The organism is Streptomyces sp. NPDC039736 (assembly GCF_055596485.1).
This window is the reverse complement of sequence record NZ_JBVIUQ010000003.1, coordinates 322,909-340,781: the sequence shown is the minus strand read 5'-3', so window position 1 is coordinate 340,781 and position 17,873 is coordinate 322,909. Positions and strand designations below refer to the sequence as shown.

General features: G+C 72.8%; 13 protein-coding genes. 9 read left to right on the top strand and 4 right to left on the bottom strand.

What is annotated here, in order from left to right; translation table 11 throughout:
• Window positions 1–214: 214 nt before the first annotated feature.
• Entirely contained in the window at window positions 215–2,599 is a 2,385-nt protein-coding gene (locus ACZ56L_RS10950) for a phosphoketolase family protein (protein WP_471063232.1), read from the top strand.
• A 278-nt stretch (window positions 2,600–2,877) separates the two neighbouring features.
• Here the strand turns inward: ACZ56L_RS10950 and ACZ56L_RS10945 are convergent, their stop codons facing one another.
• Window positions 2,878–3,744: a universal stress protein gene (locus ACZ56L_RS10945; protein ID WP_471063230.1), complete on the bottom strand. Its 867-nt coding sequence runs from the start codon at window positions 3,742–3,744 to the stop codon at window positions 2,878–2,880.
• A gap of 209 nt (window positions 3,745–3,953) precedes the next feature.
• Window positions 3,954–4,955, bottom strand: a complete 1,002-nt coding sequence (locus ACZ56L_RS10940) for an ABC transporter permease (protein ID WP_471063228.1) — start codon at window positions 4,953–4,955, stop codon at window positions 3,954–3,956.
• Window positions 4,956–5,097: 142 nt separating this feature from the next.
• On the opposite strand from ACZ56L_RS10940, the gene ACZ56L_RS10935 reads away from it, so the two are divergent.
• Complete coding sequence (locus tag ACZ56L_RS10935) at window positions 5,098–5,724, top strand: TetR/AcrR family transcriptional regulator (RefSeq protein WP_471063226.1); 627 nt, start codon at window positions 5,098–5,100, stop codon at window positions 5,722–5,724.
• Window positions 5,725–5,878: 154 nt separating this feature from the next.
• On the opposite strand, the gene ACZ56L_RS10930 is transcribed toward ACZ56L_RS10935, so the two are convergent.
• Together ACZ56L_RS10930 and ACZ56L_RS10925 are read right to left on the bottom strand one after the other, a co-directional pair.
• Window positions 5,879–6,397 carry a GNAT family N-acetyltransferase gene (locus tag ACZ56L_RS10930; RefSeq protein ID WP_471063224.1) on the bottom strand — a complete coding sequence of 173 codons (519 nt, stop codon included), beginning with the start codon at window positions 6,395–6,397 and terminating at the stop codon, window positions 5,879–5,881.
• 37 nt (window positions 6,398–6,434) lie between these two features.
• On the bottom strand, window positions 6,435–6,938 hold the full coding sequence (locus ACZ56L_RS10925) for a WapI family immunity protein (RefSeq protein WP_471063222.1): 504 nt from the start codon (window positions 6,936–6,938) through the stop codon (window positions 6,435–6,437).
• 432 nt (window positions 6,939–7,370) lie between these two features.
• Between ACZ56L_RS10925 and ACZ56L_RS10920 the strand changes: the two genes are divergently transcribed.
• The 7 genes from ACZ56L_RS10920 to ACZ56L_RS10890 all read left to right on the top strand — a co-directional run bounded on the left by ACZ56L_RS10920 (window position 7,371) and on the right by ACZ56L_RS10890 (window position 17,706).
• The gene (locus tag ACZ56L_RS10920; protein WP_471063220.1) at window positions 7,371–7,907 is read left to right on the top strand and encodes a DoxX family membrane protein; all 537 of its coding nucleotides are present in this window, start codon (window positions 7,371–7,373) and stop codon (window positions 7,905–7,907) included.
• A gap of 362 nt (window positions 7,908–8,269) precedes the next feature.
• Complete coding sequence (locus tag ACZ56L_RS10915) at window positions 8,270–9,193, top strand: phosphatidylinositol-specific phospholipase C (RefSeq protein ID WP_345227887.1); 924 nt, start codon at window positions 8,270–8,272, stop codon at window positions 9,191–9,193.
• 201 nt (window positions 9,194–9,394) lie between these two features.
• Complete coding sequence (locus ACZ56L_RS10910) at window positions 9,395–9,811, top strand: nuclear transport factor 2 family protein (RefSeq protein WP_345227889.1); 417 nt, start codon at window positions 9,395–9,397, stop codon at window positions 9,809–9,811.
• 547 nt (window positions 9,812–10,358) lie between these two features.
• Window positions 10,359–12,011, top strand: a complete 1,653-nt coding sequence (locus tag ACZ56L_RS10905; protein ID WP_471063823.1) for a glycoside hydrolase family 6 protein — start codon at window positions 10,359–10,361, stop codon at window positions 12,009–12,011.
• Between the two features lie 341 nt (window positions 12,012–12,352).
• Complete coding sequence (gene bdeA, locus ACZ56L_RS10900; RefSeq protein ID WP_471063218.1) at window positions 12,353–13,309, top strand: bis(hydroxyethyl) terephthalate hydrolase; 957 nt, start codon at window positions 12,353–12,355, stop codon at window positions 13,307–13,309.
• Between the two features lie 169 nt (window positions 13,310–13,478).
• On the top strand, window positions 13,479–16,334 hold the full coding sequence (locus ACZ56L_RS10895) for a helix-turn-helix transcriptional regulator (RefSeq protein WP_471063216.1): 2,856 nt from the start codon (window positions 13,479–13,481) through the stop codon (window positions 16,332–16,334).
• Between the two features lie 109 nt (window positions 16,335–16,443).
• Window positions 16,444–17,706 carry a hypothetical protein gene (locus ACZ56L_RS10890; RefSeq protein WP_471063214.1) on the top strand — a complete coding sequence of 421 codons (1,263 nt, stop codon included), beginning with the start codon at window positions 16,444–16,446 and terminating at the stop codon, window positions 17,704–17,706.
• Window positions 17,707–17,873 lie beyond the last annotated feature (167 nt).

The following is a 17,873-nucleotide window of genomic DNA, read 5'->3' as shown; positions in this document are numbered from 1 at the left end:
CACGCTCGTCCTCTGCTGCGGACTTGCACAGCCGTTGACGCGTCCAGCGGGTGTGTACGAAGCACTTCCGGCAGGGAGAAGAGCCGATCGGCCCCTCGTTCTGTGCGGGGGGCGGTCCTAGGCTGAGGAACGAGGCACTGGCCCCGTCAGCCGCGCCGTTGTCCGACGTACCTGGCGGTTTCGTCTTGCCCACCGCCGATGAAGGGACTACGAGATGCCGAAGCCCGACTACGAATCGGCTGCCTGTCTCGGCTCGCAGGAACTGGCAGCGCTCGACGCGCACTGGCGGGCGGCGAACTACCTCGCGGTCGGACAGATCTATCTGATGTCCAACCCCCTGCTCACCGAGCCCCTGCGCCCCGAGCACATCAAGCCCCGGCTGCTGGGCCACTGGGGCACCTCGCCCGGCCTCAACCTCGTCCACACCCACCTCAACCGGGTGATCAAGGCCGCTGACAAGAACGCCCTGTGCATCTGGGGGCCCGGGCACGGAGGGCCCGCCGTCCTCGCCAACTCCTGGCTGGAGGGGACCTATTCGGAGACCTATCCCGATGTCGGCCGGGACGCGGAGGGCATGGCACGGCTGTTCCGCCAGTTCTCCTTCCCCGGCGGGGTGCCCAGCCACGTGGCACCCGAGACCCCCGGCTCGATCCACGAGGGCGGCGAACTCGGCTACGCGCTCTCGCACGCCTACGGTGCCGCCTTCGACAACCCGGAACTTCTCGTCGCGTGCGTCATCGGCGACGGTGAGGCCGAGACAGGGCCGCTGGCCGCGTCCTGGCACTCCAACAAGTTCCTCGATCCCGTGCACGACGGTGCGGTCCTGCCGATCCTGCACCTCAACGGCTACAAGATCGCCAACCCGACACTGCTCGCCAGGCTGCCCTCGTACGAACTCGACGACCTGCTCCGCGGGCTGGGACACGATCCCCTGCACGTCGAGGGCGACGACCCGCTCCAGGTGCACAGCGCCATGGCACACGCCATGGACACCGCGCTGGCCATGATCAACAACATCCAGCGCGCCGCCCGCGACGAAGGGGCCACCGAACGACGTCGTTGGCCCATGATCGTGCTGCGTACACCCAAGGGCTGGACCGGTCCCGCCGAGGTCGACGGTCTGCCGGTGGAGGGCACCTGGCGCGCACACCAGGTGCCGCTGTCGGGCGTGCGCGACAACCCCGAGCATCTGCACCAGTTGGAGCAGTGGATGCGCTCCTACCGGCCCGAGGAGCTGTTCGACGACCTGGGCAGGCCCCGCACGCAGGTCCTCGAAGGCGTGCCAGAGGGGACTCTTCGACTCGGCGCCGGCGCGCACGCGAACGGCGGGCTCCTCCTGCGCGCACTCCCGGTGCCGCCCCTGGAACAGTTCGCGGTGCAGGTCGACAAACCCGGCGCGACGATGCACGAGCCCACCCGGGTACTGGGCGACCTGCTGGAAGGGCTCATGGAGAACACCGCCGAGCGGCGCGACTTCCGTCTCGTCGGCCCGGACGAGACCGCCTCCAACCGGCTCGACTCCGTCTACGCGGCCACCGGAAAGGCATGGCAGGCACAGACCCTCCCGGCCGACGAACACCTCGACCGGCACGGTCGCGTCATGGAGATCCTCTCCGAACACACTTGCCAGGGCTGGCTGGAGGGCTACCTCCTCACCGGCAGGCACGGCCTCTTCTCCTGCTACGAAGCTTTCGCCCACATCGTCGACTCGATGGTCAACCAGCACATCAAGTGGCTGCGCACCACCCGCCGACTGCCGTGGCGCCGCCCCATCGCCTCCCTCAACTACCTCCTGACCTCGCACGTCTGGCGCCAGGACAGCAACGGTTTCTCCCACCAGGACCCCGGCTTCGTCGACCACGTACTCAACAAGTCACCCGAGGTCGTACGGGTCTACCTCCCGCCGGACACCAACACCCTGCTCTCCGTCGCCGACCACGTGCTGCGCTCGCGGGACTACGTCAACGTGGTCGTCGCGGGCAAGCAGCCCTGCTTCGACTGGCTGACCCTGGAGGAAGCCCGCAGCCACTGCGCGCGCGGCGCCGGCATCTGGGAATGGGCTGGTACGGAGAACCAGGAGCGTACCCCGGAGGTCGTACTGGCCTGCGCGGGCGACGTGCCCACACTGGAGGTGCTGGCAGCGGCGCAGTTGCTGCGCCGGAACCTGCCCGAGCTGGGCGTACGTGTGGTGAACGTCGTCGACCTGACCCGCCTCATGCCCGCTGCGGAACATCCGCACGGCATGCCCGACGCCGAGTACGACGCGCTGTTCACCCCCGACAAGCCGGTCGTCTTCGCGTACCACGGCTACCCCTGGCTCATCCACCGCCTCGCCTACCGCCGCACCGGCCACGCCCAGATGCACGTGCGCGGCTACAAGGAGGAGGGCACCACGACCACGCCCTTCGACATGGTGGTCCGCAACGACCTGGACCGCTACCGGCTCGCGATGGACGTCATCGACCGGGTCCCTGGACTGGCGGTACGTGCTGCCACGTTCAGGCAGGAGCTGGAAGACACCCGTATGCGGCATCACGGCTGGATCCGGGAGCACGGCACGGATCTTCCGGAGGTCGTCGACTGGTCCTGGACCGGCTGACCCCCGGCGCGCGCATACCGACGCGGGTCGGCCCGTCTGCGGGCCCGCGTCGGGGGAGCGCCGGGCCGGGCGCCGCCCCGGCGGCTGATCCGGTACGGCGCCTGCGGGGACCACGGGGGCGGAGTCGCTGTCCGGGGATCGTGAGGGGGCACCTTGAGCGGGGCGCCGTAGTGCTGGATCTCCGCAGGACCGCCCGACCGGAACGCAATAGGCCGCTTGGGGCGAGTGGGCCGAACAGCCGCGTGCGCCGCCGCCCACACACATCGTTTTCCCAGGGGTCAGTCGTGAGGTACGACCGCTACGGGGGCAGAAGCGTGATGCAGGACGGCGTGAGTGACCGCCCCGAGACGACGCAGCCCTGCCTCGTGCTTGCGACGCCCGACGACCACGAGGGCCGCGTGGTCGCTGTGGGACAGCAGGACCTCGGCGGCCGAGCCGATGTCCAACTGCTCGATGACCTTCACCTGCGGGTACTTGCCCCGCCATGGCATGAGGATGTCGGTCAGGATCTCCCCGTTGATCTGGGCCAGGCCGTCCGCTTCCTCGGCCAGGTACAACGCACCTGGACTCCATGCGAGGGCTGTCGGAACGCTCCAGGCGTGCACAACCCGTAGGGATGCTCCATGTTCGGCCGCGGCAGCGAAGGCGAACTCCAAGACCGGGGCGCCGACGTGTCCGAGTTCCTGGATGCCGACCACAACCTCGGGGATCTGCGCCGTCGCGGGGGCACGGGGTTCCCCGACCATGACGACAGGTCCTTCTGCCTCGCGCAGCACGCGCAGCGAGACGGACCCGACCAAGTAGCCGGTCAGCGTGCCGTAGCCGCGCGACCCGAGTACCAGCATCTCGGCGCGTGCGGCTTCGGCGAGAAGGGTGGGCACCGGGTCCTCGACGAGCAGCTCAGTGGTGACGTCCAGGTGCGGATGCTTCTTGGCCACGCGGGCCTGGGCCTCGTTGAGCACGTTGTGTGCCCAGCGTTCCTCCGCCGGGCGCTCTCCGACGTATGCCACGTCGGTGGACCGCCACACCCAGGCGTGCACCAGCCGTAAGCCGGCACTCCGGCGCGTCGCTTCCCCGGCCGCCCAGTCCGCTGCCGCCAGCGCGTGATCGGTTCCGTCGAGTCCTACGGTGATCGTGTGCGTCATGCCGCCTCCTGGCGCTGCCGCTGTGTATGGTGCCCAGCGGACGTACTGACGTGGTCACGTAAAGCCTGGCAAGGATGGAGCGGTTGGCGCTGGGGCCGACCGGGCCATGAACATTGGCCCAATGGGCCTCATCGAAGCTTTCCGGGAGGCGGGTGCAAGGCACGGTCCGGTACGGGCCGTGCGCGCGGTCCGTACGGGACCCCGGTCCGTCAACCCCCCACCGGCGCCGGCTCCCGGAGCGCACCCGTCTCGCCCGGCGTCGTCTCCTCGTCGGCCGTCTTCGTGGCGACCATGACCGCGAGCAGCCCGAGCCCGGCCCACAGGGTCAGGGTGAGGGGGGCCGCGCCCGCCCCCGCGCCGTCGAAGAAGGCGACGGACCGCAGGAAGGTGCCGCCCGCGCCGGGCGGCAGCAACTGGCCCAGGAATCCAGCGGGTTCCGGCAGCAGGTGCGGGGCGCTCGTCGCGCCGGAGAAGGGGTTGCCGACCAGCACCATCAGCAGGCCCCCGAGTGCCGGCCCGGCCCGGCCCAGCAGGGCGGCCAGGCCCGCGACGCCCGCGGCGACGGCCAGCACGGTCAGGGCGAGAGCGGACGCCACGGCCCACCAGTCGCCGGTGAGGACGCCGAGCCAGTCGTGGGCGAGAGCGGTTGCCACGACGCCGACCAGGACGGACGCGCCGGCCAGCACCAGGACACCGATCGCCCCGCGCAGCCGCAGCACGGTCACCAGGAGCCCGGCGGCCACTCCCGACAGGGTCAGCGGCAGGACGCTCGCTCCGAACGCGCTGCCCCGGGGGTCTTCCGGCGGTGCGGCCACGACGTCCGTCACGCGCGGCGCGGCTCCGGCCGGGGCCCGGGTGGCGGCCGCCTCCCTCAGCAACTGGGCCACCACCGGGCTCGCGGCGGACGCGGTCAGGACCTCCACGCCCTGCGGGGCGGCCACGAGCGCGCCATACACCTCCCGGTTCTCGATCGCGGAACGGGCCGACGCGGCATCGGGGTAACGGCGCAGCGCGAAGGCGCCCTCCTCCCGCGCGAAGTCCTTCTGGAGCCGCTCGACGGCGACGGTCGGCCCCGCGATGCCGAGGGGCAGGTCGCGCGGGGCGATCCGGGCCGCGGGCCAGGCGAACGCCCACAGGGCGAGGGCCGCCACGACGGGGGCCAGGAGCAGCACCGCGAGCGTGCGGCGGGATCGGGCGAGTGAGGTGGGCATGGGTGTCCTCGTTCCCGGGTGGTGGTCGGGTCAGGGAGCAGCACGGACGATCCAAAAAGAAGGATCGTTCGTTTTACGTGCCTCCCATGGTGACCCTTCCTGTTCGCTTGTCAAGAAGGAATGTTCGTTCTATGTTGTGCGCATGGCCCGCGTATCCCAGGAACACCTCGACGCACGCCGTCGGCAGATCCTCGACGGGGCAACGCGCTGCTTCGCCCGCTCGGGCTTCCACGCTGCGTCCATGCAGGACGTACTGCGCGAGATCGGCCTCTCGCCGGGCGCCGTCTACCGGTACTTCGGCAGCAAGGACGAGCTGATCACAGCCATCGCCGCGGAGGTGTTCGCGGACGTCCGCGCGGCCTTCGAGGCCGCCGCAGAGCAGAGCCCTCCACCACCGCCGGACGAACTGCTGGCCCAGGTCGTCGGCCAGGTTATCGAGGTCCGTGACGGCCTGCGCGTCGACGGGCGGGCGGCCTTTCCCGGCCTGGTCCTCCAGGTGTGGGCGGAGACCCTCCGGGACGAACGGCTGGCCGGGCTGCTCCAGCAGGGCTACGCCGACATGCGCGGGGCGTGGGCGCGCCTGGTGGGCGAATACCGCGCGGCCGGCCTGATGTCCGACGACGTACCGGCCGACCACGTGGCGCGCACCATGATCGCGGTGGCACAGGGATTCATCGCCCAGCAGGCTCTGTTCGGACCGGCCCCGACCGAGGTGGTACGGGACGGACTGCGCGCGCTGATGACGATGGGACGACGCCCGGTGGCGTGAGGAGAGCGGCGCGCTCGGGGGTGGCGGGGGCGCCGTGCGCGTTGTGCGCGTGGGGCGGCGGGGCGGCCGTGCGGGCGGTGCGCGTGGGGCGGCGGGGGCGGCCGTGTGCGTGGTGCGCGTCAGGACAGGTCGGCATTCGGCATCGAGCGCATGATCATGTCACGACGTTCCCGCCTGCCTGCTGCCGGCCGCGCAGCGGGCCCTCTCGCTGGAATCCCGCACGCCCGGCCGTCCGGCGGGACGCGGTGTTCCACGGCTCCCCAAGGAGCTGAGGGGGGATACTCAGCTCGCCGAGGGCCCGGAAGGCCACCGCGCGAAGGGCTTCCGCGGCGGCTCCCTGGCCGCGGGCCGAACCGGTCACCCAGTGGCTCGGCGACGCACAGCCCTCGTTCAGCTCCCTCACCCACAGGCCGCCCGTGCCGAGCGGGCGGCCGTCCGCCACGCGTACGACGACGAAGGGGCAGCCGCCGCCTCGGTCCCACTGCCGCCGCACAAAGGCTTCACCCGCCTCGGGGGAGCAGGCCGAGGGGACGGTCGTGATCAACGGGATGCACGGGTCGGCCGACGCCTTCCGGACGAGCGGCAGATCGCCGAGCTCCCAGGGGCGGAGCACATAACGGTCACCCGCGGTCAGGTGCGGGACTTCGAGCGGTGCTCCCCGGGGATCAACCATGATCCACTCCTGCGCAGCTCCCCGGAACGCGTTCCTCCTACTGTGCTCCGCCCGAGCGCGGGGGGAACGGCGTCAGGTCCCGGTCCCACTCCTCGGCCGCCCGCAGCAGTGCGTCCCGGTCCGTCTCGATCTCGATCGCGTACTGAGGGATCTCCGGACGCCCGCCCTGCGACCGGCGCGGAGGGGCGCCCTCCCGCGAGAGGTGGACGCGCAGCGCTCCCGAGCCGTCGTGCCACCGGACCTGGCTGAAGCCGAGAACCGGTTCGGTGAAGTCGAGGTCCGGGACGAGGTTGCCCTCGGAATCCGGCGCCGCGTCCGGCCTCCTCCCGTCGGCGACGGCCCGCAGCCAGGTGGACAGCTCACGCGCCTCGTCCACGACCAGACACGGGTCGGTGAAGGACCAGCCGCCCGTCGCCGTGCTGGCTTCGGCGCCGATGACGAGCCAGTTGTCGTCCCAGGGATCACCAGTGGCCACGGGGAACTGGTACCGCAGGGGACGCAGGGCGATACCGCTGCCGCCCGCTCGCTTGCCGAGTCGCATGACCGAAGAATGCCACCCTCCCCAGACGGCGCGAGGACCGGCGGCCTGCGGCCCGCCACCTCGGATTCCTCATCGGCCCGTACTCGCCCTCGGGCACCGACCGGGCGGCCTTCTCCCGGCGCTCCCACAACGGACCGCCCATGTGCCTGATCAGCACCTCGACGTCCCGCTGCTCCCCGGTACCGGCGAGCCGGAAGAGGAGCAGCCCGGCGCCGCGTCGGAGCGGTCCCGTCGACATGCCGTCCAGGCACGACGCACGCCGGTACGCCACCGGTCCGGCCGGAGTCCGCAGCGGGACGGGCGAGGCGGGGCGAGTGGGGCAGGGCGGGCCGGGGTGGTGAGCCGTCTGGCGTAGTACCGCATCCCCCGGACGCCGCACCCGGCACAGAGTGGACCCGATGCCCCGTCCGCGCCACACCCCCGGGAGAGACCATGACGCCCTGCCTCCACCACCGCCGTGACCTCGGCCTGCTCGCCCTGCGACTGGGCACCGGGGCGGCGCTCGCCGCGCACGGCTCGCAGAAGCTCTTCGGCTGGTTCGGCGGCGGCGGCATCAAGGGGACCGGTGCCGCCATGGAGTCCATGGGATTCACCCCGGGCAGACAGAGCGCGGTGGCCGCCGGTCTCGGCGAGGCGGGCGGCGGCGCGCTGCTCGCGCTCGGGCTCGCCACCCCGGCTGCGGGCGCGGCGGCTGCGGGAGCCATGGCGGGAGCGGTCGCCGTGCACGCGCCGGCCGGATTCTTTGCGCAGGCGGGCGGCTACGAGTATCCCGCCTTCCTCGGGTTCACCGCCGCGGCGATCGGGCTGGCGGGAGCGGGGCGGTTCTCGCTCGACCACGTCACCGGCCACCGCTTCGACCAGCCATGGACGGTGGCCGCGGCCTTCGTGGCCAGCGCGCTCGCCGCGACCGCGGTGGTCGGCAGACGGCAGAGGCGTGTCGCCGAGGAGGACGGGTCCGAGTCGCGCTGACGCCTCTGCTGCCTCTGGTGTCCTTGGCGTTCCTGAGGCGTCCTTGGTGTTCCTGACGCCTTGAGGGACCTTGGTCGTACCCGGTCTGCGGCCGCTCGGTCCCGCGGTCGGTCGGCCGCGCCCGGTCCGTGGTCGCTCGGCTCCGTGGCCGGTCGGCCGTACGGCCGCTGGGTTTCGGCGGCCTCTGCGCCCCGGGTGCCCGTGGCCCTCGGTGGACCGGCGGTACCGTGATCTGTCCTCCGCCGTGACCGGTAGCTGTGTTTTGGTCCCAAGCGCCGTCTTTCACCCCCTGGTTGATGCGTACCCGCGTGTGTTTCGATGCGCGCCTGTGGTCGGAGCGATGCCAGGGAGACGAGTTGCGCATGGACCGAAGAGGATTCCTCAAGGGTGCGGCCGCCCTCTCCACCGCCGGGCTGGCGGCCTACGCCGGTGCGACGCCGGCGAGCGCCGCGCCACGGCCCGGCGGGACGCTCGTTCCCGGGCCCCGCGCACCCCGGACCCGCGTTCTCGGAACGCCGGACTGGATGGCCGGGCTCGACTCGGCCCGGCCCCTGCGCACCCTCACCGTGCCCGGCACGCACGATTCCGGAGCCCGTTTCGGGGGCCCGTGGGTGGAGTGCCAGAACACCACCGTCGCCGAGCAGTTGACCTCGGGAATTCGTTTCCTGGACATCCGGTGCAGGGCCTTCGACGGGTCGTTCTCGATCCACCACGGCGCGTTCTACCAGCGCCTCAACTTCGACGACGTACTGACTGCCTGCCGTGACTTCCTCGCCGCGCACCCCTCGGAGACGGTGCTGATGCGGGTGAAGCAGGAGTACTCGGAAGTCTCCGACGCGCAGTTCGGCGCACTCTTCGCGGACTACCTCGACCGCCGGGGCTGGCGTTCGCTGTTCCTGATCGCGGACGCGCTGCCCTCGCTGGGGCAGGCGCGCGGCCGGGTCGTCCTGCTCGCCGACAACGGAGGGCTGCCGGGCGGAATCCGCTGGGGCGACTCCTCGGTCTTCGACATCCAGGACGACTACCAGGCCGAGCCGTTCGCCAAGTACCCGCAGATCGAAGCCCAGTTCAGGAAGGCGGTCGCGCAGCCCGGCAAGCAGTACATCAACTTCGTCAGCACCGCCGCCGGCCTGCCCCCGCGCTGGAACTCCGACCGCCTGAACCCCAAGGTGCACGCCCTGTTGGACAGTGCGGGGCCCGACGGCTGGCGGGGCCTCGGCATCGTCGTACTGGACTTCCCCCGGACGAGGACGGGCCTGGTGGAGTCGCTGATCCGGCACAACTGAGCGGCCGGTGGGCCGGCACGGCCGGGCGACCGGCAATCCGGCGCGATCCGGCGCGTCCCGTCATGCGGTGCGCGTGGCGCGTGCGGTGCGCCCACCCGACGACCAGTCACGTCCCTCCGGCCGAGGTGAAACGTGACCGAGGTGCGACGTGACCAAGGTGAACCGAGGTGCGACGTGAACAAGGTGAAACGAGGAGAAGCCATGGAGACCGCCGATCGCTTCCGCACGGCCGTGGAGAAGCGCGACCTCGCCGCGCTGGAGGAGCTGTTCACCGAGGACGTCCGGCTGTACAGCCCGGTGAAGTTCACCCCCTTCGAGGGCAGGCCGATGGTGCTGGGGCTGTTCGGGGTCCTGCTGCGCACCTTCGAGGACTTCCGTTACGTCGGCCGGCTCGACGGCACGGCCGAGACGACCGGCACCGGAGAGGAGGCGCCGTCCGACATCCTGATCTTCCGGGCGACGATCCAGGGCAAGCAGATCCACGGGATCGACCTGTTGCAGTTCGACGAGGCAGGGCTGATCAAGGAGTTCACGGTGATGGTGCGCCCGCAGTCCGCGGTGCACGCCCTGGGTGAGGCGGTACTCGCGGGCCTGGTCGCCGACGGGCTGGTGTCCTGAGGGACGGGGCCCGGGGAGTCGGCGTGGCGCGTCCCCCGGAGGCGGGAACCGGAAGGGGGACCTGGACGTGTGATCCGGTCGCGTGACGTGGAGGCGTGACCCGGCCGCGTGACCTGGAGCCGTGCCACCGACAGTGTGCGCCCGGTCGGTGCGGGGCGTCCGGAGATCGGGCGCCCCGCACCGCACTGGGTTCGTGCGTTGAATGCCTTGCACCAGTGGGAGCGCTCCCACTGTGCTGGCGTCCGCGTCGCGGGGTCAAGAAGGGTGAAGAGTCGAAGATATTCGACAGAGCAACTTGGCGAGCACGTCTGTTACTTGACGTCGCTTGCCGCTACGGTTCTGCCTCACCAGTGGGAGCGGTCCCCTTCGCTAGGTGCTCTGTCAGGAGCACCTCAGTTGTCAGGAGTCGCTCATGCATCACCCCGTGCATCCCCGCGCCACCTCTTCCGCCTCTTCCGGCTCCGCCGCCTCGGCGCGGAGACCGCTCAGGCCCTCCTCCGTCTCCTCCCTCGGCCGTACGGGCCTGGCGGCGGCCTGCGCGCTGCTCATGGCCGCCGGTGTCACCGCCGTGGCGTCCGGCCCCGCCGGTGCCGCCGCAGCCGGCTGCACCGTCGACTACAAGATCCAGAGCCAGTGGAACGGCGGCTTCGGCGCGAACGTCACCGTCACCAACACCGGTGATCCGGTGACCGGTTGGACGCTGGAATGGGTCTACGCCGGCAACCAGAAGGTCACCCAGGGCTGGAACGCGACCGTCACCCAGACCGGCGCGGCCGTCACCGCCAAGAACGTCTCGTACAACGGGAACCTGGGCAACGGCGGTTCCGCCTCCTTCGGCTTCAACGGCAGCAGCAGCGGTGAGAACGCCGTGCCCACCGCCTTCAGGCTCAACGGCGTGACCTGCAATGGCGGCACCGGCCCGGGCCCCGACCCCACGGATCCGCCCGGCGACCGGGTCGACAACCCGTACACCGGGGCCAAGGTCTACGTGAACCCGGAGTGGTCCGCCAAGGCGGCCGCCGAACCGGGCGGCGCGGCAGTCGCCAAGCAGCCGACCGCCGTCTGGCTGGACCGCATCGCCGCCGTCCAGGGCAGCGGCACCTCCATGGGCCTGCGCGCCCACCTGGACGAGGCACTGAAGCAGAAGGGCAGCGGAGAGCTCGCCGTCCAGCTCGTCATCTACAACCTGCCGGGCCGCGACTGCGCCGCGCTCGCCTCCAACGGGGAGCTCGGCCCCACCGAGATCGGCCGGTACAAGAGCGAGTACATCGACCCGATCGCGGCGATCCTCGCCGACCCCAAGTACGCCGGGCTGCGGATCGTCACCGCGGTGGAGATCGACTCCCTGCCCAACCTCGTCACCAACGTCACCCCCCGCCCCACCGCCACCCCCGCCTGCGACGTGATGAAGGCGAACGGCAACTACCAGAAGGGCGTCGGGTACGCGCTGAACAAGCTGGGCGACGTCCCCAACGTCTACAACTACGTCGACGCGGGCCACCACGGCTGGCTCGGCTGGGACGACAACTTCACGGCCTCCGCCGAGATGTTCAAGCAGGCCGCCACCACCGAGGGCGCCACCCTCGCCGACGTGCACGGCTTCGTCGTCAACACCGCCAACTACAGCGCTCTCAAGGAAGACCATTTCACCCTCGACGACAGCGTGAACGGGACCTCCGTGCGCCAGTCGAAGTGGGTGGACTGGAACCGCTACACCGACGAGCTGAGCTACGCGCAGGCCATGCGCGCCAAGCTGGTCGCCCTCGGCTTCGACTCCGGTCTCGGCATGCTCATCGACACCTCCCGCAACGGCTGGGGCGGTACGGCAAGGCCCGCCGGACCGGGGCCGCGCACGACCGTCGACGCCTATGTGAACGGCGGACGGTACGACCGGCGCATCCACCTCGGCAACTGGTGCAACCAGTCCGGGGCCGGCCTCGGCGAGCGTCCGACGACGGCGCCCGCCGCCGGGATCGACGCCTACGTGTGGGTCAAGCCGCCGGGCGAGTCGGACGGCTCCAGCAAGCTCATCCCGAACCCCGACAACAAGGGCTTCGACCGGATGTGCGACCCGACGTACACCGGCAACCCGCGCAACGGGAACAGCATGTCCGGCGCGCTGCCGGACGCACCGGTCTCCGGTGCCTGGTTCTCCGCGCAGTTCCAGGAGCTGCTGAAGAACGCCCACCCGGCGCTCTGACGGTGAGCCGCGCACAACGGTAGTCGCAGGAGTGCGGGGCGCGGTCCCTCTTCCGGGGTGCACACCGGGAAAGGGGCCCGCTCCCGCGCCCGCTGCCGAAGGCCCCGGGGCCACCGGCTCGTCCGGTCGGAGGCCCCGGGCGTCGGCACCGGTGCGCTTCCGGCCGGAGACCGTGCCGGCCCAAGACCGGTGAACTCGCCGATGCCCGCGCCGCGCGGCCGCCGCGAGAGTGTCCCCTGTCAGTGAAGAACAGCGGCACCCACGCGGCGCCCGGAGCCGACTGGACGACGTGCCCCGATCCCCGGCCCGGCGTGATGCCGTCACGACGAGAGGACCCCCCCGTGCAGCAGCTCCTTCCCTCCGGCGACACCGCCCCGCGCCACCGCCGCCACCAGCTGACCCGCTCCCGTACCCTCCAGGGCGCGTGCGCCGGCGCGTTCGCCGCCGCGGCGCTGCTGGCCGCTTCGCTCCCCGGCGCGCAGGCCGCCCCGCTTCCCGCGGCGCGGGTCGCGGAGAACCCCTACGAGCGGGGTCCGGCGCCGACGCAGTCGAGCATCGAGGCGAGCCGGGGCTCGTTCGCCACCTCCGAGACGTCCGTCTCCCGGCTGAGCGTCAGCGGGTTCGGCGGCGGCACCATCTACTACCCGACGTCCACCGCGCAGGGCACCTTCGGCGCGGTCGCCGTCTCACCGGGCTTCACCGCCACCCAGTCCTCCATCGCCTGGCTCGGTCCGCGGCTCGCCTCGCAGGGGTTCGTCGTCTTCACCATCGACACCAACACCACCTCCGACCAGCCCGCCAGCCGGGGGCGTCAACTCCTGGCCGCACTGGACTACTTGACCAAGCAGAGTGCGGTGCGCGGCCGGATCGACGCCTCCCGGCTGGGCGTGATGGGCCACTCCATGGGTGGCGGCGGCTCCCTGGAGGCCGCGAAGAGCCGTACCTCGCTCAAGGCGGCGATCCCGCTGACCGGCTGGAACACCGACAAGACGTGGCCCGAACTGCGCACGCCCACCCTGGTCGTCGGTGCGGACGGGGACACCATCGCGCCCGTGGCGTCGCACTCGGAGCCGTTCTACGGTTCACTGCCCGGCTCGCTGGACAAGGCGTACCTGGAGCTGCGGGGCGCCTCGCACTTCACGCCGAACACCTCCAACACCACGATCGCCAAGTACAGCATTTCGTGGCTGAAGAGGTTCATCGACGACGACACCCGCTACGAGCAGTTCCTGTGCCCGCTGCCGCAGCCGAGCCCGACGATCGCCGAGTACCGGGGGAACTGCCCGCACACCTCGTGACGGGCGGGCGGTGAGGGGCCGCGCGGCCCGGCTCCCCACCGCCCGGCGGGGGCGCGGCTTGTGCCCCCGCACAGCCGTGACGGGTCCGCGTTGGGACGCCGCCCCGAACCCGGCCGGACAGGCGGACGGGAGTCTTCCGCAGTTGTTTACGCGGAAGTAACGTGACGGCGTGACCTCCTCCACGACCGTGCGCACCCCGCTGCGACTGTACGGACGCGGCAGTGAACTCGCAGCATTGGAAGCCCTGTTGGGCCGACTGTGGACTGGGCGCGGCGGCGCGCTCGTCGTGGCCGCCCCGCCCGGGCAGGGGCGTACGGCACTCCTGCGCCAGGCCGCCGCCCGCCATTCCGCCCGCTGCCCGGACGCGGTCCTGGACGTCACGGCCGCCCCCGCCGAACAGCGGCTGCCCCACAGCGGGCTGCACGCGCTGCTGTGCTCCGCGCCCGGGCCGCTTCCCCTGCCGCCCGAACAGGTGCTGCGCTCCGGCTCCGTGCCCGCCGCGCTGCCGGGCCTGCTGCGTGAACTCGCCCGATACCGGCCCCTGTTGGTCTGTGTGGACGACGCCCACCGCTGGGACGGCGCATCGCGCGCGGCGCTCGCCTTCGCGGCCCGGCGGCTCGGGGCGGACAGCGGGGTCGCCGTGCTGATCAGCACGGCCGACGAGACGGAGTTCGCCGGGCTGCCGGTGCTGCGCCCCGGCCCTCTCGACGACGACGCGGCCTCGGCCGTCCTGGACAGGTTCACCTGGGGAGCGGACCACGTGGAACCGGCGGTACGGGGCGAGTTGGTGCGGGAGGCCGCAGGCAACCCGAGCCTGCTCGCCGGTCTCCTCGCCCGCCTCACCCCGGGACAGCTGGCGGGCCGCACCCCGCTCTCGTATCCGCTGCCCGGCGCCGAGAGCGTCCTCCAGGCGCACGCCGCCCTGCTGGACGGGCTGTCGCCGCAGACCTGGACGGTGCTCCTGCTGGCCGCCGCCGCGGCGGAGCACGAACCGGACGGCATCGGATCGGACGCGGCGCTCGTCCTGCGCGCGGGAGTTCGCGCCGGGCTCGACGCCGACCTGGTGGAACGGGTGCTCCTCGACCCCGCGGCGACCGCGCGGGCGCTCCAGCACACGGGAGAACGGGTGCACTTCCGTCACCCACTGCTGCGTCGGGCGGTCCTGCACAGGGCGCTCCCGACGCACCGCCGGGCAGCACACGACATGCTCGCGGACCTGCTGGCGGGAGCCGGGGCGCCGTCCCTGCCGGAACTCGTCCAGCGGGCCTGCGCGGCCCCCGGACACGACGAAGCGCTCGCGCGGCAGTTGGCGGCGGGTGCCGTCGCCCCGGTGCCGCACGCCGGACGCGCGTCCGTGCTCGCCCGCGCCGCGACCCTCACCGTCGACGGCACCCGGCGTGGCGCACGCTTCGCCGCGGCCGCCGAACAGGCCCGGCTCGCCGGCGACGCGGACCGGGCCCGCGCACTGCTGGCACGCGTGCACGGACCCGGCCCGGCCTCCGGGCCCGGCGGGGCTTCCGCGCCCGGCCCGGCCCCCGTCCCTGACCCGGCCCCCGCGCACCACCGCGCCTCCGCGCACGGCCCGGCGCAGTGCGTGCGCGGACTGCTCCTGCTGCGGGACGGCCCGGTCGCCGACGCCCGCGAAGCCCTCCTGACCGCAGCCGCACTGCTCCTCCCGCACGATCCGCCGAGCGCCCTGGAGGCCCTGCTCGGCGCGGCCGAGGCGGCCTGGGCGGCGGGGGACGCCCCCGCCTACCTCGACGCCATGCGGCGTGTTCCGCCCACCGCGGCCGATCCGGCGCTCGCGCGCCACCGGGCGGGCATGTGCGCGGTCCTCGGCGGGCGCACCGCCGAGGGGCACGCGCTGCTGCGCCGCAACCTCGACACGGCCCGGAGCGACGGAGCCCCCGCGGAACTCCTGCGCGCCGTCGTCGCGGCACTCGTCCTCGGCGAGGTCGACACGGCTTGCCGGACGGGTGCCCGTGCGCTCGCCGCCGTACGGTCGACGGGTCCCGACGTACTGCTGCCGAAGGCCCTGGAGCACCTGGCCCACGCCGAGTTGCGGGCCGGACGGCACGCCCGGGCGCGGGCCCACGCGACGGAGGGGCTGCAGGCCGCCCGCCGTACGGGACAGCCCAACACCGCCGCCCACCTGCACGCCGTGCTCGCGCTCGTCGCCTCGGTGGAGGGCGACGCCGCCGCCTGTACCGCGCACGGCGACGCCGCCCTGGCCGGGGCCGGCCCGCACGGCCTCCTCCAGGCGGCCACCCTCGCCACCTGGGCACGTGCCCGGACCGAACTGTCCCGCGGCCGGCCCGCCGACGCGGCCGCCCGGCTCGCCCCGCTGGTACGCCCCGGCCCACGGCGGGGTCACTTCGCCACCCGGATGCTCGCCGTGCCGTGCTACGTCGAGGCGGCCGTGCTCCGCGGCCGCGCGGACGCCGGTCCGGGCGGCGCCCGCCCCGCACCGGCGGACGGCGTGGCCGAGGCCGTGGCGGAGTTCGCCCTGTGGGCCGACCGCAGCGCCGACCCGCAGGCCCCCGCCCAACTCGCTCGCTGCCGCGCCCTGTTGGCTCCCCCGGACGAGGCGGCCGCCCGGTACGAGGAGGCACTCGCCCACCACGACCGTGCGGGCGGCGACTTCGAACGGGCCCGCACCCAACTGCTCTACGGCCAGTGGCTGCGCCGGCGCCGCCGCACCCGGGAGGCCCGAGGCCCGCTGCGGGACGCCCTGGTCTCCTTCGAACGCTGCGCCGCCCGGACCTGGGCGGAACGCGCGGGCGGCGAACTGCGCGCCGCCGGCGAAGCGGTCGACGCCGGGCCGGCCGCACAGGAGACACCGCTCGCCGCACTGACCCCGCAGCAGCACCGGATCGCCCGGTACGTGGCCGAGGGCGCCACCAACCGCGAAGTGGCGGTCCGTCTCTCGGTGAGCCCGCGGACGGTGGACCACCACCTGCGCAACGTGTTCGCCGCACTGGGCGTGCGCTCGCGCATGGAACTCGCGCGGTTGCTCGGCCGTTGAGGGCGGGGGCAGGGGCGACGGGGCCCGAGCGCGAGGAGAGGGAAACCCCCCGCGGGTCCGGGTGTTGGCCCCAGTGCGTGCGGCGGGCCGGACACGGCAGGGTCGGGTCATGAACATTTCCCGGTTACGCGCGAGATCAGCGAAGTCCGGTGCGCTCGCCCTGGTGTGCGCCGCAGCGGCCCTGACGGCGACGGGTTCCGGCGACGGCCCGGCGCCCTCCCCGCCCGCCGCGCCGGCCGCCCACCAGCACCCGGCCGCCCACCAGCCCCCGGCGGCACGCGGCGCGGTGGTGTCCGCGACCCCCGTACTGGACCTGGACGCCGCCGAGGTCGTGGCCCGCCTGACGGCGAAGGGAATCGACGCGGGGCAGGTGCGCCACGGCGTGCGCGCCCACCGGATCGTGTACCGCACCGTCGACACCCGGGGCAGGCCCACCACCGCCAGTGAACTGGTGGCCCTGCCGAAGAGCGGCAAGCGCATCCTTCGGGTCGTGTCCTGGCTGCACGGCACCCAGGTGTACCGGGGAGAGGTGGCCTCGATGAACGACGCGGCCACCGACCGCTCCACGGCACTGCTCTTCGCCTCCACCGGCCGCGCGGTGTCCGCGCCGGACTACCTCGGGCTCGGCGAGGGCCCCGGCTTCCATCCGTACGGGCACCCGGAGGCCACCGTCAGCGCCTCGGTGGACGCGCTGCGGGCGGCGCGCGCGTTCACCCGCCGGGACGGCCGCGACCTCGACCGGCGCGTCCTCGTCAGCGGGTTCTCGCAGGGCGGGCCCGCCACCATGATGGTCGGGCGGGCCCTGCAACGGGGCGTCGACCCGTACTTCCGCCCGGGCGCCCTGGCCCCGATCGCCGGCCCGTTCGACCTGAGCGCCTTCGAGGCCGCGGCGGCCAACGACGAGGTCGAGAAGTCCTCGCTCTACCTGGCCTACTTCGCGACCGCCTGGAACCGCATGTACGGCCTGTACGACACACCGTCCCGGGCGTTCCGCGCACCGTACGACGAGCGGGTGGAATCGCTTTTCGACGGTCACCACCAGGTGGGGCAGATAGCGGCCGAGCTGCCGGCGACGTCGAAGGAACTCTTCACCGAGGAGTTCCTCCAGCAGGTGCGCCGGCCCACGGGTGTCCTGCGGCGCGGACTCACGGCACTGGACACCACCTGCGACTGGCGGCCCGACGTCCCGGTGCACCTCTTCCACGCCAAGGGCGACAAGGACGTCGCGTACGCGAACGCCCTGCACTGTCGAGGCCAGCTGATCGCCAACGGAGCCGACCACCGGCTCAGCGACGTCGGCGACGTCGACCACTCCACGACGGTTCTGAAGGCGTTGCCGCAGGTGGTACGCGAGTTCGACGCCGCCCGCTGAACCCGGGCCGGGTCCGGCCCCGTTTACCGGCTGTGCCCGAAACGCTCACCCCGCACGGGTGCGCACGGCGTCCCGCCGGACTGCGCCCGCCCCCATCCGGCCACGGGGCTGCGAAACGGGCCCGCCCCGGAGGGGGCGGACCCGTGTGACCTGCTGGTTTGACCATC